The sequence below is a fragment of the Photobacterium sp. Hal280 genome (genome assembly GCF_037162255.1).
Lineage (GTDB): Bacteria > Pseudomonadota > Gammaproteobacteria > Enterobacterales > Vibrionaceae > Photobacterium.
In genome coordinates this window covers 174,928-189,480 of record NZ_JARLUO010000005.1, presented here as the reverse complement: position 1 = coordinate 189,480, position 14,553 = coordinate 174,928, and the positions used below count along the sequence as shown (strand labels likewise).

Sequence of the window (14,553 nt, the reverse complement as noted above, 5' to 3'; positions counted from 1 at the left end):
TGATTCACACGCTTAAGCCGCACAGTGTAACAGCAGCACTCATGACTGCCAGCGGTTCGCATCCATTAGCCTGTGTTACGCCAGCAGTATTCCCAGCCAGTGGTCAGCCAGCAACACCACAAACAGCCCCAGCAGATGCCAGATTGAAAACTTGAAGGTGGCCCAGGCATGGCCAGGTTCATCGGCAAACTTGAGCTTCACCGCGTAACCGACAAAGCCCAGATTCAGCACCAGGCTGCCCGCCAGATACAGCGCACCGCTCATGCCTGTCAGCCAGGGGAACAGGCCAATCAGCGTCAGAATCAGGGTGTACAGCAGTACCATGGTCTTGGTGAAAGCAATTCCGTGCGTCACCGGCAACATAGGAATATCAGCCTTGGCATAATCATCGCGCCTGTGTATCGCCAGCGCCCAGAAGTGCGGCGGTGTCCAGGCAAATACCAGCATCACCAGTAACAAAGCATGAGGATCAAACTGGCCGGTCACAGCCGCCCAACCGAGCAAAGGCGGCGCTGCGCCAGCCAGACCGCCGATCACGATATTCTGTGGCGTGGCGTGCTTGAGCCACACCGTATAAACCAGCGCATAACCGACCAGACTGGCCAGCGTCAGCCAGGCCGTCAGCGGGTTCAGCTGCCACAGTAAAGCAAAACCCACGATCATCAGCACAGTGGCAAAAATCACCGCGTTGACAGTCGGCACCCGTCCGCGCGCCAAGGGCCTGTGATGGGTACGCGCCATTTTGGCATCTAATTGCCGATCGAGCACATGATTAAAGGCCGCCGCGGACGCCGACTGCAAGCCGATCCCCAGCAACCCCAGCACCACGGCGTTGACGGGCGGGATCCCCGGAACCGCCAGACACATGCCCACCAGCGCCGTCAGCAGTAACATGGCCACGACTTTGGGCTTGGTCATCATCAGATAATCGCGCCCCAGCTGTCGCCAGCTTCGACCCGAATACGCTAGCTGGCGCTGTTCCAGTGACTGTGATTTCGCCATATCGCTTCCCTCCCTGAATTAGCCTGACTTGGGTGTCATACGGCCAAAATGCGTTTGCCTTCCCTGTGAACCTGTCTGCAACTGGAGCGGAGCATGACGGACTGTTTTCACCCGCGGTATCCGTGCAGACCGGCTGACACTCACTGCAGCTGGAACCCTAAACAACGCCCAGTTCGCCGCCAGCACGCTGAGCAGTAGACTTAAACCGCCGAGATTATGGCCCACAGCCACAGGCAGTGGCAGGCTGGCCAGTACATTTGTCACCCCCAGCGCGATCTGTCCGGAGAGGCACACCACTATCACGACGGCGTGACGCCGCCAGCCGATATGCCATAACCGCCAGGAAAGCAGCAGGAGCACCAGCGTCGTCAGCATAGCGCCGATACGGTGCGCCGCATGAATCGAAACCCGCTGGTCAAAATTCAGTACACCATACTGATAGGTCTGAAAACCCGGTTGCCAGGGCTCAAACGCCCTGATATCAAATTTACTCACCCAGTCGACTTCGCAGACAGGCAACTGAGTACACACCACAGCGGCATAGTTGGCCGCCGTCCAGCCGCCCAGAGCAATCTGCACTGCCACCACGATCAGCCCGGCCACGGCTAAGCGCCTGACACTGAGTCGTTGGTGCGCGGGAGACTGCACAGCCGGTAATCGCGCCCGCTGTCTCATCAACATCCGTAACCAGAGCACCAGTAACAAGCTGGCGGTGGTAAAGCCGCCCAGCAGGTGACCCATCACGATCACCGGTTTGAGCGACATGGTCACAGTCCACATCCCCAGCATCGCCTGAAAGACTACTATCCCCAGCAACACCAGCGGTAAACGGCGCGGTCTGTCAACGCGGCGACGGGCCACGACATTCATGGCCACAATCAGCAGCCCGAGCGAACCGGCCATGTAGCGGTGGAGCATTTCATTCCAGGCTTTATGAATCTCGACCGGGTGCTCCGGGAAAGCCTGCTGAGCCAGTGCATGCTGAGCGTCTGTTTTGGGGACGGTCATGAAACCATAGCAGCCGGGCCAGTCCGGACAACCAAGCCCGGCCTCTGTCAGCCGGGTATAAGCCCCCAGAGCGATGACCGCAACGGATAATAAGAGCGTCAGTCCAACCAGCCAGGTAAAACGCCGGTCAGCCTGCCGGTGTTGGGAAGAAGCCATTGATAACATCGCCACTCCTTAGCGCATGCGGTTTGCAGCATCAGCCTATTTTGGAAACCTTGAGTAAACGCTTGAGATCCCTCAGCATGTCCTTCCCCTGAGCCAGGACCTGGGTCTGACCTTCCACCAGCGGATAAGCCAGCATGACATTGCCTTGCGGATCTGAGATATAAATGGCCTGGGCGCCGAATTCCAACGCACGGATTTGAGCAAGGACAGGATCCGGTGCGGCCAATACTGTACTGCCGCCGGCCTGCACATGCTCTGCAGCAGGTAAGCCTGTATCCCCCTGACCTGAGACCAGTACCAGGCTGGCAATACGCTCCTGTTCGGCCCCCATGGCCTGAGGCACCTGACGCAAATTAAACAAGGCGCCCTGACAACGGGTATCACACTCTGCCGGCAGCAGATACACCAACTGCCATTTGCCACGCATCCCCAGCCAGTCGGTCACCACAGGCTCATCCAATAGCTGCCCCCGATTGATGGCGCCCCCTGATACCAGTGGTTGTCCAGCACCAGCTTGGCCACCACCACAGGCAAAACAAACAACAGTAACAACAGCACTAAATTGATGTGTTTTCTCATCCCTGACTCCTGATTCTCAGCGCACACTGCGTTCTCAGTGCGTACTGCGTTTCAGCCACCACCAGGCCAGTCCGGCGACCGCCAGCGCCAGCAGAAACCACTGTACGGCATAGGCGTAATGCTTTTCCGGCCCCATTACGACGGCCTGCCAGTTTTGCTTGAGCGCCAATGGATCATCCGGCGCTATCTGTATGACCCAGTCAGGCAAGGGCAATCCTGTTGCCGCTGCCAGTTCTGCTGGCTTGATGTTTTGTACCCGCCTGGGCCAGCCATTTTCTGTCCCGGCCTCGCTCAGTTCAGGAAGCTGCGTCGAAGGTGCAATCATGCCCGTCAGCATGACCTGGCCATGAAATTCGGGTAACACAGGCAGCTCATCCCGGTATTGGGGTGCAGGCAACCAGCCTAAGTTCACCAGTACCCAGGCGCCGTTTTCCGTCCGGAACGGGTAAAACAGGTGATAACCCGGTCGGCCGCGATCCAGCTGGTTATCCAGTAAAATCGCTTTGCTGTGATCATATTCGCCGCTGAGCCTGACCCGGTACCACAAGGGATCATCCGGCAGACTGGCGATACTGTAAAATATCTGCTCTCCCCTGAGCTTCAGTGCTGCTGTCAGCGTTTCTTTTTCCTGTCCCCGTGAGATCTGCCACATTCCCAGCTTGACCAACACGGTCAGGACCACCAAAGTAAAAAGAACAAATCCTGTCCGTCTCATCGCGTCCTGTACCTCTTCACTGGCGCCCTGATTCAGCCATCTACGGAGATACCATGCTGCTGAAAGCCTTGATTGTCTGTTTGCTGATTTTTATCGTATTTAATCTGTTTCGCGCCTTGCCTGTGATGCTAAAAGGCAAACAAGACAAACCTATGTCTCACTACCTTGGCCGCCGTGTGTTGTTTTCCGCACTCTTATTTGCCCTGTTGCTGCTGGCGCTGGCCACAGGCATTCTGGAACCCAACACACGTCCGTACTGATACCTTCGGCATCGTCCTCAGAGGATATAGACAAAGACAAATAACCCCAGCCACACCACGTCCACAAAGTGCCAGTACCAAGCACCTGCCTGAAAGGCGAAATGGTGCTGCGGAGTGAAGTGCCCTCTCAGGACCCGCAGCCAGACAATGAACAAAATGATAGTGCCCAGGGTCACGTGCATACCGTGGAAGCCAGTCAGCATAAAGAAAGTATTACCGTAGACACCCGCATCCAGTGTCAGACCCATTTCTTCATAGGCATGGATATACTCGACACCCTGCAGGTACACAAACAGCCAGCCCAGTAACACGGTTAACAGCAGAAACAGCGTCAGTTTCTGTCGTTCACCTTTTTCCAGCGCAACATGGGCAAAGTGTACCGTCACCGAAGAGGTCAACAGGATGAGGGTGTTGTAAAGCGGCAATCCAACCGGCCCCATGGCTTGTGTTTCGCTACCCCCGGTGTCAGTATCAAGGGCCAGTGTGCGACAAACTCCGGCCATAAAACTTCGTGGGTCATGGCGTTATTGCCCGCCCCACCCAGCCAGGGTACGGCGATCAAACGGGCGTAAAACAGTGCGCCGAAAAAGGCGGCAAAAAACATCACTTCTGAGAAAATGAACCAGCTCATCCCCTGCCGAAACGATCGATCCATCTGGGAACTGTACAGGCCGGTCATCGATTCACTGATCACATCGCGGAACCATCCCACCAGCATGATCAACAGCAGGCCCACGCCGCCCATCAAAATCCAGGGGCCATGACCGCTAAACAGTCCGCCGACGGTCGCCCCTGCACCCATCGCTATCAGAAATAACGCCACAGCACCGACTATCGGCCAACCACTGGCCGCTGGCACATAGTAATGATCATGGGACGGTTTCAGCGACTGCTCATGTTCTGTGTACGGATTTGCCATGGTCGACCTCATTGCGTTTGCGCCGCAGGTTCCGGCTGAGCGTTAAACAAGGTATAAGCCAGAGTCAGCGTCTTGATATCCTCAGGCAGCTTGGGATCAATATAGAAGAGCAAAGGCAGCTCTGCTGACGCCCCGGCTGCCAGTGGCTGTCGGTTAAAGCAAAAACATTCAATTTTATTGAAGTACTGCGCCCCCAGCCCCGGCGAGACAGACGGTACGGCTTGTCCTACCGTTGCTAGCTGCGTCAGGTTCTTAGCCGAATACAGTACTTTATGAGTTTCACCCGGATGTACCTCCAGCCTTGTCACTTCCGGCTCAAACTGCCAGGCCATGCCAGGATGCACATACGCCATGAACTCCACCGTAATCGTACGTTGGTCGTCCACCTTCTCGCTGGCGGCAGCGACTTGATCGGACGTCTTGCCGTTGATACCCGTAACGTCACAAAACACGTCATAAAGCGGCACCAAAGCAAAAGCGAAACCAAACATCCCCAATGACAGTAAAATCAGGCTCAGTAACGATTTCTTCTTGCCTTTTTCCTGATCCGCATCAGCCATATTGCCTCCTTAATCCACCTTTGGTGGGGTGGAGAAAGTATGATGTGGCGCCGGAGAAGGCACTGTCCATTCCAGTCCTTCGGCACCATCCCAGGGTTTCGCACCTGCCGGTTCCCCGCCACGTATACACTTCACCACGACGGCAAGGAAAATCAGCTGTGACAGACCAAACAGAAAGCCGCCAATACTGACAATGGCGTTCACATCGGCAAACTGCAGCGCATAATCCGGAATCCGGCGCGGCATTCCTGCCAGTCCCAGGAAATGCATCGGGAAGAACAGGATGTTGACGGAAATCACTGAGCACCAGAAATGCCATTTCGCCAGACGGTCATTGAACATATGCCCCGTCCACTTCGGCAGCCAGTAATATGCCGCAGCCATAATGGAGAAGATTGCCCCCGACACCAGCACATAGTGGAAGTGAGCCACCACGAAATAGGTATCGTGATATTGAAAATCTGCCGGGGTAATGGCCAGCATCAGACCGGAGAAGCCACCGATGGTAAAAAGGATAATAAAAGCGATAGCAAACAGCATCGGCACTTCAAACGTCAGTGATCCTCGCCACATGGTCGCCACCCAGTTAAACACTTTCACCCCGGTCGGCACCGAGATCAGCATGGTGCAGTACATGAAGAACAGCTCGGCGGCCACCGGCATCCCAGTGGTAAACATATGGTGCGCCCAAACCAGAAAACTCAGGCCGGCAATCGACGCCGTGGCGTATACCATGGAGCTGTAACCAAACAGTTTTTTACGCGAAAAGGCAGGGATAATTGCGGAAATGATACCGAAACTCGGCAAAATCATAATGTACACTTCCGGGTGACCGAAGAACCAGAAGATGTGCTGGAACATCACAGGATCCCCGCCCCCGGCAGCATCAAAGAAACTGGTGCCGAAGTATTTATCGGTCAGCACCATAGTAACCGCCCCCGCCAGCACCGGCATCACGGCAATTAACAAAAATGCCGTGATTAACCAGGTCCAGACAAACAGCGGCATCTTCATGTAAGTCATGCCAGGCGCGCGTAAATTCATGATAGTGACGATGACGTTGATCGCCCCCATGATGGAACTGATCCCCATGATATGAATCGAGAAGACAAACAGGCCAGTGCTTTGCGGGCTGTACGTTGTCGAGAGGGGCGCATAGAAAGTCCAGCCGAAGTTAGGGCCGCCACCTTCCATGAACAATGAAGACAAGAGTATCAGGAAGGCAAACGGCAAAATCCAGAAACTCCAGTTATTCATTCTCGGCAGCGCCATGTCCGGCGCCCCGATCATCATGGGCACCATCCAGTTTGCCAATCCGGTAAAGGCGGGCATCACGGCACCAAAGACCATGATCAGGCCATGAACTGTGGTCATCTGATTAAAAAACAGCGGCTCAACCAATTGTAACCCCGGCTGGAACAATTCAGCCCGGATCACCATCGCCATTGCTCCACCAATCAGGAACATGGTGAAACTGAACATCAGGTACAGGCTACCGATATCCTTGTGGTTGGTAGTAAACAGCCAGCGCTTAATACCACTTTGATGATGTGTATCATGCTCAGTATGGCTGGTTTCTTCCACAGCCTGTTCACGCATCATGTCCGTCATGACCTGTTACTCCCTAAAGCTGTTCGCCCTTAAGAATTGCCTGCACTTCTGCTGCCTGAACCGTATCGCCAGTGTTGTTTCCCCAGGCATTCCGCTCATAGGTAATGACAGAGGCTAATTCCTTCAGGCTCAGCTGCGGTCCGAATGCCTGCATCGCTGTGCCATTTCGTCCGTGCACAACAACACTGATGTGTTCCAGTTTCCTCGCGGGATCGATGGCGATACCGTCACCCGCTAATGCAGGGAAAGCGCCCGGTAACCCCTGACCATTCACCTGGTGACACACAGCACAACGGGTGTTGTAGACTGTCTCCCCCATCGCCATCAGCTCATCCATGGGCATCTGCATATCCAGCAGACGCTGCTCTTCAGCTTTTGCCTCTCGCTGAGCCGTTTTAGTGACCTGGAGCCATTCCTCAAAATCGGCCTGCGGCTTGGCGATCACCACAATCGGCATAAAGCCATGATCTTTTCCACACAGCTCGGCACATTGCCCGCGATAGATGCCCGGTTTGTCAATTTTGGTCCAGGCTTCGTTGATGAAACCGGGATTGGCGTCTTTCTTGACGGCAAACGCAGGAACCCACCAGGAATGAATCACATCCTGTGAGGTCATCAGAAAGCGGATTTTCTGCCCGACAGGCACCACCAGCGGATGATCGACTTCCAGCAGGTAGTTATCGCGTTTTTGACGTTCATTGTTAATCTGGGCCTGAGAAGTGGCCAGGTTGGAATAAAACTCAACATCTTCGCCGAAATAGCGATAGTGCCATTTCCACTGTGAGCCGGTGATCTGAATGGTAATGTCCGGTTGCGATGCATCTTCCATCGCCAGCAGCGTTTTGGTCGCCGGAATGGCCATCACGATCAAAATCACAAAAGGTATCAGGGTCCAGAGCAGTTCAACCCGGGTACTTTCATGGAAGGAGGCCGCCACAGCCCCCCGTGACTTTCTGTGATGAATAATCGCCCAGAACATCACGCCAAATACCACAATGCCTATCGCGACACAGATATAAAAAATCGTCATGTGCAGTGAATAGACTTGCTGACTGATCCCGGTGACGCCCTGGGTCATATTCAGCGGCATCGACTTGGTTTCTGCCAACAAGGGCAAACTCAGCAAGCCCAATAATCCATAAAACAATTGCCGCATCATTCTGTGGATCCCTCCCTCAGTCACCCTGACAGCCAAGTGCCAGTTACCGTCCCACGCCAGAGACAACAGACGCCTGTCTCAGCCAGGATTCCCTAATCAGCGCAAAATAGCCATAACAGCTTGTTTACATTTAACTTAGGACAGATTTGCCGGAATGAACAAAAATTTGAGTAAGAAATAGTCAACGCCCACCAGAAATGGGCGCTGGTAGACATAAGCGGGCAGAAAGAGAAAAGAGCAGGCTTAAAGACGAAGGTGCGAGACTATCGGTGTCAGTCTGTGACCGAACGAAGGCAAGTGCGACAACCAACGCTGCCAGGGACGCCAGCGAGGACAAGGCACAGTCAGGGGAGAGTCGCTGGATATCTGCTCCGCCCACGGCAGCCATTGCAGCAACTGGCGGACAGGATCCTCAAAACCATGGGCATAGTCCTGCGTCCCTAACCTATGACCCAAAGCGCTGTCACAGCGATCGCCGGCCAGCACAAGACACAATTCCAGCTGATTAAAGTGACAGCCTATTCGCTGGACAAATTTCGCCACATCCGTCGCAGAAACCTGCAGCAAAGCCTGATCACAAACCAGCATCACCGGTGAAGAAAAAGAGGTCGGCAACTGGGATAACCAGCTCAAATCCGTCACAGAGCCCGACTGCATCCGATACCGCTCACTGGCGTGAAACAGCTTTTGTCGCCACAGCAGGTTCTCGTTGCAGTCCAGCTCCAGCCAGCGGCACCGGCCATTATCCAGACGATAGAAGCGGGTATCCAGACCGGCCCCCACATTGATGACATGACCATTCGGAAAGCGGCGCAGGAAATGCTGTACCCGCTGATCCACCAACAGAGTCAGGGTCGCGTGCAGCAGCTGGTGTTGATCAACATTACCAGCCAGACAATCGGGTGCCAGATGACATTGCTGGCAAGCCGCTGCGGCCAAAGGGTCATAAATCAAGCCACCGTCAGCCAGACTCTCGCGGCTACGCAGCCAGAGCGGCTGCAAAAGTGCAGCCGGAATATGATAGCGGGCAGATTTCGTCATTATCGTCATCGTCTACAAGGTGATAGATTGATGATAATGACTATCATTCACTATTGCAAAGGATTCGTCGACGCTTTACACGCGATCAGGTCTCAGCCCCAGTCGCCGTTACGAATCACCCCCACCGCAATGCCTTCTATGGTCAGGTGCTGCTGGGTCAGATCCACCACAATCGGTGCGAACGCCTCGTTTTCAGCATGCAGGTATACCTGAGACCCTTTCTTTTCAAGACGTTTGACCGTCACATCGTCATCGACACGGGCAACCACCACCTGGCCATTACGGACATCCTGGGTTTTATGCACCGCAAGCAAGTCGCCATCCATAATGCCGATGTCCTTCATGCTCATACCATTCACACGCAGCAAGAAATCAGCCTGCGGTCTAAACATAGACGGGTCGACATCGTAATGGGTTTCAACATGTTCCTGAGCCAGAATCGGCTCACCGGCAGCAACACGCCCGATGAGCGGCAAACCACGTTCCTGTGCATCCTCGTCATTCACCAGCAGGCGAATACCGCGTGATGCACCCGGTACAATTTCAATCACCTGCTTACGAGCCAGCGCTTTTAAATGCTCCTCTGCCGCGTTGGCAGATCGGAACCCCAGTTCACGGGCAATTTCCGCCCGAGTCGGCGGCATGCCGGCTACTTCAATTTTTGCTTTGATCAAATCAAAGACTTCTTGTTGGCGTGGCGTTAACGGCTTCATGACATACCCTGTCTTTTTATACAGTTCACTGTGAGTATATCCAGTGTTCATTGTTTTGAAAAGACTATATTCAATGAAATGCGGGCTTGGCAGTCCCTGCCATAACACCAGCGAACAAAATTTTACGCTTTGCTCTCCTGTATCCTATTTTTCGCAGCAATAACCGGCCTGTTTTCTGCTATCCTTGCCACGCATTAAGATTTCGAGGCTCGTTATAAACATGTCAAGTTGGCAGAAATTTTCGCAAAGTCTTCTGAATTTGCCGCTTTCTTTACTGGTGAAGACCCGTACCATTCCGTCCGATCCTGTTTCTGAACTGGAACTGGATCTCGACCGCCCTATTATCTACACCCTGCCTTTCAGCTCGCAGACCGATCTGCTGACCCTGAGTGCGGCGACCCGGGCCGTCGGACTACCCGACCCGCTGGAGCCTGTTACCATTAATGGCCAGGTGTTCCCCCGCTATGTCTTCGTCGCCAACAGCCCGAGCATTTTCGGCAGTGATGGCCAGTTACCGGCCAAATCTTTAACGCTGTTTACCGATTTGCTGGCGGCCCATAAAGCGGATCAGCAACTGGATGTTCAGCTGTTGCCCGCGTCGATCTTATGGGGCCGCAAGCCCGGCACTGAAGGTGAGCAAAAACCAATACTCAAAGCCTTAAATGGCCCGGAAAAATGCTTCGCAGTGCTGGCACAGGGCCGGGATTGCATGGTCCGCCTCAGCCCGACCATGTCCTTACGATTTATGGCCGACAAGCACGGTACAGATAACGCGATTGCCAATAAGCTGGCCCGGGTGGCGAAGATCCACTTCTCCCGCCAGAAGCTGGCCGCTGCCGGCCCGCGTCTGCCGCAGCGTCAGGCACTGTTTAACCGCCTGCTGGCTTCCAAAGCGATAGAAAAAGTGGTCCGCGAGGAAGCGGAAAGCCGCGATGTGCCGTTAGAAAAAGTGCGCAAAGAAGCCATTGATATGATGGAAGAAATTGCGGCCGATTTCTCCTACAGCCTGGTCCGTCACGGTGACCGCTTCCTGAGCTGGTTATGGAATCGTCTCTACAAAGGGATCAATGTCAGCAATGCCCAGCGCGTCCGCCAATTAGCGCAGGATGGCCATGAGATTGTCTATGTGCCCTGCCACCGCAGCCATATGGATTACCTGCTGCTGTCTTATGTACTCTATCAGGAAGGCATGGTGCCGCCGCACATTGCAGCCGGAATTAACCTGAACTTTTTCCCGGCCGGGCCGATTTTCCGCCGCGGCGGCGCGTTCTTTATCCGCCGCAGCTTTAAGGGCAACCGCCTCTATTCGACAGTATTTCGCGAATATCTCGGCGAGCTGTTTGCCAAAGGTTATTCGGTGGAATATTTCAGTGAAGGCGGCCGATCCCGGACCGGCCGCTTGCTGGCCCCGAAAACCGGCATGCTGTCGATGACCATTCAGGCCATGCTGCGCGGCCTCAACCGCCCGGTCACTCTGGTGCCTGTGTATATTGGCTACGAACACGTGATGGAAGTGGCCACTTACGCCAAAGAGCTGCGTGGAAAGCGCAAAGAAAAAGAAAGCCTGGGCCAGGTACTGCGCACCCTGCGTAAACTGCGCAATTTCGGCCAGGGTTATGTCAACTTCGGTGAGCCTATCCCGCTCAATCAGTACCTGAACGAGCAGGTGCCGGACTGGCGTCAGCATATCGACCCGATTGAGCCTGCCCGCCCGCAATGGCTCAACCCTGTGGTCAACAACCTGGCCGATAAGATGATGACCCACATCAACGATGCGGCAGCGACCAACGGTCTGACCCTCTGTGCGCTGGCCTTGCTGGCCTCCCGCCAGCGCGCCCTGAGCCGTGAAGAGCTGGAGCAACAGATTGACTGTTACCTGCAGCTGCTCCATAACACGCCCTACTCATCGGACTGTACCCAGCCGTCAGACACAGCAGCTGAGCTGGTTGAGAATGCCATCAGCATGGACAAGTTCATGGTTGAGCGTGACAGCCTGGGAGAGATAGTGTCGCTGGATCGGCAGCAGTCACTGCTGATGACCTATTACCGCAATAACATCATCCACCTGTTTGCGCTGCCTTCGCTGATTGCCCACATAGTCGTCTCGCACCAGCGCCTGAGCCGGGCCGAAATGCATCGTCAGATCAGCCTGCTGTATCCGTTTTTGAAGGCCGAACTTTACCTGCGTTTTGACTGGGCGGATTTACCGGAAGCGGTTGATGCCCTGATTGATGAGCTGATCCGCCAGCGGCTGATCCTGAGCGACGGCAATGAACTGTCGCTCAACAGTGTCCGTATCGGGCCGCTGCAGTTACTGGGCAATACCATTACCGAAACCTTGCAGCGCTATGCCATTACCCTGACGCTGCTGCGCAGCGAACCTCAGCTGATGAAGAGCGATCTGGAGCAGCAAAGCCAGATGATGGCACAGCGCCTGAGCCGCCTTCATGGGATTAATGCGCCTGAATTCTTCGATAAAGGCGTCTTCTCTGCGATGGTCAAAACCCTGCGTCAGGAAGGCTATCTGAATCAGGACAACCATGCCGTGTCCCGTCCGGTGGCCACTCTGGCCGATTTACTGGCCGACCTGGTGTCTCCGGAAGTGAAGCTGACCATTCAGGCAGTCATGAACCGGGAAGAGAAAAAAGAGCCGGGGCCGGATTCAGCGAACAAATAATCCCCCCGCTGACAACAGAAAACGCCCGCAATATGCGGGCGTTTTTACAACCGGAGCGGAATCCTCAGCTCAGAGCATTAGGCCTGCAGCCATGCCCAACCACACCAGCATGCCGACATAGTTATTGTTGAGAAAAGCCTTAAAACAAGGTTCACGCTCTCTGCCGCGAATCAGCATCTGCTGATAAACAAACAGCGCCGCCGCACCCAGCAGGCTCCAGTAGTACAGCTGAGATAGCCCCATCTGCATACCGACCACAATCAGCAGCCCTAATGTACCCAGCTGCAACAGGCCGATCATGCGCTTGTCATTGCGGCCAAACAGAATGGCGGTGGATTTGATGCCGATTTTTAAATCATCATCCCTGTCGACCATGGCGTATTGGGTATCATAGGCAATGGTCCAGAGAATATTGGCGATAAACAACAGCCAGGCCACTGGCGGTAAAGCCCCAGACTGCGCGGCATACGCCATTGGAATGGCCCAGCCAAAGGCCATGCCCAGCACCAGCTGCGGCAAGTGGGTGTAGCGCTTCATAAACGGATAAGCGGCCGCCAGCAACAGGCCGACCACAGACAACTGAATTGTCAGTGTATTCATGGTCAGCACTAAGGCGAAAGACACGAACGACAACACGGCAAAAAAACCCAGCGCTTCGCGTTCGCTGATCAAACCGGAAGGCAGAGGACGCTGCGCGGTGCGCTTTACATGACCGTCAAAATGCCGGTCGGCGTAATCATTAATGACACAGCCCGCCGCGCGCATCGAAAAAACCCCGAGCACGAACACCACCAACACCTTGATATCCGGCATGCCATCTGCAGCCAGAAACAAGGCCCACAGGGTCGGCCACATCAGTAACAAACTGCCAATCGGGCGATCCATCCGCGCTAGCTGCCAGTACGCTCTGGCTTTGGTCATCTCCAAACCTTCACTCTCCTACTTTTGTTCGTAATGGGCGGCTTTCTTGCTGCCCGAGACCACCGGTCATGTGCCGTTCAATGGCGCTGTCTGGCTGATAAACCGGCGCGGGGGCCAGAAACAGCTCAGCCACCAGCATCGGCTTTTCCTTGACCCACAGGCGGGAGCGCCGCGCCCATAGCTCATCGCCATGGAACGGAATGCGCGCCAGCTGCAGGGCGTCACGGCGCGCACTCTGATCGGTAAACACCCGGTAACCCAGCGGCGATTCTCCCAGCCGGGCGATGTCCTGCTCTTCTCCCGTCAGGGTCGGCACCGGGATCAGCGTACGGCCAAACACCCAGGGCACACCGTCGCCATGCAAGAGTACGATACGCTCCAGGCAATCCACTGGCCCCAGCATCGCCTGCTCATCAGGCTGTAAGCGGCTGGCTTTGATCGGCTCCTGCGCCAGCAGCAGCACACTGAACTGATGACAATAACGGGCAAAACGACGTGACAACGAGCCATTTTCCTGCAACCAGCTTTGCAGTTCCGGCTGATTGAGGTGTATGTTTTCCGTCAGTTGCCAGTCGGCATTGTCCAGAGCGGACTGATATATCTGCTTGAATTTCGACATCTTCCCAATTCAATTCCTAGAAAGGGTGATAGAATGTGGCCAATTGATAACACTGAATGATGCCCTATTGTAGCAAGCCGTCACGGACAGGAATATCATTCCTCGCCAAAGTAGGCACTTGGGTAACAGATTTTTCCCTGATACAGATGGATAGCAAGATGAAATCTCTACTCCTGACATTGGCGATGGTGCTGATTACCCTGACTCAGCCTGCGCTGGCACAATCTGCGCCGGCAAAGACCCCTGAATACAGTTATTTCACCCTGACGCCGGATATCACCACCAACTACATCACCCAAGGTAAAAAACTGGGTTATCTGCGCCTGCAGGTCGATCTCATGGTCTCCGACCCGGACTATATCCCTCTGGTGGAACACCATGCGCCGCTGATCCGCGATGCCATTATCCAAATCATTGGCGAACAGCCGGAAGTGAAAATCAAGTCTCTGGCCGGTCGCGAAGCCATACGCCAGCAATGCCTGGACAAAGTGAATGATCTCTTGATAGCCGAGACCAACCAAAAGCTATTAACTGAGCTGCTGTTCACCAAATATCTGTACCAGTAACCCCGACAAAACAATCACCACCGCCATCACCTGTGGTT

Annotated in this window: 15 protein-coding genes and 1 pseudogene; 3 read left to right on the top strand and 13 right to left on the bottom strand. The window is 54.6% G+C overall.

Going from position 1 to position 14,553, the window contains the following annotated elements:
• Positions 1–75: 75 nt before the first annotated feature.
• Genes cyoE through P4S53_RS09945 form a run of 5 tightly spaced genes read right to left on the bottom strand, consistent with a single transcriptional unit; the run spans position 76 to position 3,469 of the window.
• Complete coding sequence (cyoE, locus tag P4S53_RS09965; RefSeq protein ID WP_337112572.1) at positions 76–1,002, bottom strand: heme o synthase; 927 nt, start codon at positions 1,000–1,002, stop codon at positions 76–78.
• Positions 1,003–1,020: 18 nt separating this feature from the next.
• Positions 1,021–2,175: a COX15/CtaA family protein gene (locus tag P4S53_RS09960; protein WP_337112570.1), complete on the bottom strand. Its 1,155-nt coding sequence runs from the start codon at positions 2,173–2,175 to the stop codon at positions 1,021–1,023.
• Between the two features lie 31 nt (positions 2,176–2,206).
• Positions 2,207–2,635, bottom strand: coding sequence for a cytochrome oxidase (locus tag P4S53_RS09955; protein WP_337112569.1), 429 nt, complete (start codon positions 2,633–2,635; stop codon positions 2,207–2,209).
• A complete protein-coding gene (locus P4S53_RS09950; protein ID WP_337112568.1) occupies positions 2,617–2,754 on the bottom strand; it encodes a hypothetical protein in 138 nt (45 codons plus the stop codon). Before P4S53_RS09950 ends, P4S53_RS09955 begins: the two co-directional genes overlap by 19 nt.
• Before the next feature lie 34 nt (positions 2,755–2,788).
• On the bottom strand, positions 2,789–3,469 hold the full coding sequence (locus P4S53_RS09945) for an SURF1 family protein (RefSeq protein ID WP_337112567.1): 681 nt from the start codon (positions 3,467–3,469) through the stop codon (positions 2,789–2,791).
• 53 nt (positions 3,470–3,522) lie between these two features.
• On the opposite strand from P4S53_RS09945, the gene P4S53_RS09940 reads away from it, so the two are divergent.
• Positions 3,523–3,729: a DUF2909 domain-containing protein gene (locus P4S53_RS09940; protein WP_337112566.1), complete on the top strand. Its 207-nt coding sequence runs from the start codon at positions 3,523–3,525 to the stop codon at positions 3,727–3,729.
• Positions 3,730–3,746: 17 nt separating this feature from the next.
• Here the strand turns inward: P4S53_RS09940 and P4S53_RS09935 are convergent.
• From P4S53_RS09935 to lexA, 6 genes and pseudogenes are all read right to left on the bottom strand, one after another.
• Positions 3,747–4,648: pseudogene (locus P4S53_RS09935) on the bottom strand (cytochrome c oxidase subunit 3).
• A gap of 8 nt (positions 4,649–4,656) precedes the next feature.
• Complete coding sequence (locus tag P4S53_RS09930; RefSeq protein ID WP_337112565.1) at positions 4,657–5,208, bottom strand: cytochrome c oxidase assembly protein; 552 nt, start codon at positions 5,206–5,208, stop codon at positions 4,657–4,659.
• Positions 5,209–5,217: 9 nt separating this feature from the next.
• Positions 5,218–6,807, bottom strand: a complete 1,590-nt coding sequence (gene ctaD, locus P4S53_RS09925) for a cytochrome c oxidase subunit I (RefSeq protein ID WP_442958684.1) — start codon at positions 6,805–6,807, stop codon at positions 5,218–5,220.
• Positions 6,808–6,832: 25 nt separating this feature from the next.
• Positions 6,833–7,975 carry a cytochrome c oxidase subunit II gene (gene coxB, locus P4S53_RS09920; RefSeq protein ID WP_442958683.1) on the bottom strand — a complete coding sequence of 381 codons (1,143 nt, stop codon included), beginning with the start codon at positions 7,973–7,975 and terminating at the stop codon, positions 6,833–6,835.
• Positions 7,976–8,221: 246 nt separating this feature from the next.
• Positions 8,222–9,019 carry a class I SAM-dependent methyltransferase gene (locus P4S53_RS09915; RefSeq protein WP_337112562.1) on the bottom strand — a complete coding sequence of 266 codons (798 nt, stop codon included), beginning with the start codon at positions 9,017–9,019 and terminating at the stop codon, positions 8,222–8,224.
• Positions 9,020–9,111: 92 nt separating this feature from the next.
• The gene (lexA, locus tag P4S53_RS09910; protein WP_337112561.1) at positions 9,112–9,732 is read right to left on the bottom strand and encodes a transcriptional repressor LexA; all 621 of its coding nucleotides are present in this window, start codon (positions 9,730–9,732) and stop codon (positions 9,112–9,114) included.
• Between the two features lie 220 nt (positions 9,733–9,952).
• Between lexA and plsB the strand changes: the two genes are divergently transcribed.
• The gene (gene plsB / locus P4S53_RS09905; RefSeq protein ID WP_337112560.1) at positions 9,953–12,409 is read left to right on the top strand and encodes a glycerol-3-phosphate 1-O-acyltransferase PlsB; all 2,457 of its coding nucleotides are present in this window, start codon (positions 9,953–9,955) and stop codon (positions 12,407–12,409) included.
• Positions 12,410–12,478: 69 nt separating this feature from the next.
• Here the strand turns inward: plsB and ubiA are convergent, their stop codons facing one another.
• Positions 12,479–13,330 (bottom strand): 4-hydroxybenzoate octaprenyltransferase, encoded by an 852-nt coding sequence (gene ubiA / locus P4S53_RS09900; RefSeq protein ID WP_442958658.1) that lies wholly within the window; start codon positions 13,328–13,330, stop codon positions 12,479–12,481.
• 10 nt (positions 13,331–13,340) lie between these two features.
• On the bottom strand, positions 13,341–13,949 hold the full coding sequence (locus P4S53_RS09895) for a chorismate--pyruvate lyase family protein (protein ID WP_337112558.1): 609 nt from the start codon (positions 13,947–13,949) through the stop codon (positions 13,341–13,343).
• Positions 13,950–14,107: 158 nt separating this feature from the next.
• On the opposite strand from P4S53_RS09895, the gene P4S53_RS09890 reads away from it, so the two are divergent.
• Positions 14,108–14,515, top strand: coding sequence for a flagellar basal body-associated protein FliL (locus P4S53_RS09890; RefSeq protein ID WP_027250521.1), 408 nt, complete (start codon positions 14,108–14,110; stop codon positions 14,513–14,515).
• The last annotated feature ends 38 nt before the right edge of the window (positions 14,516–14,553 follow it).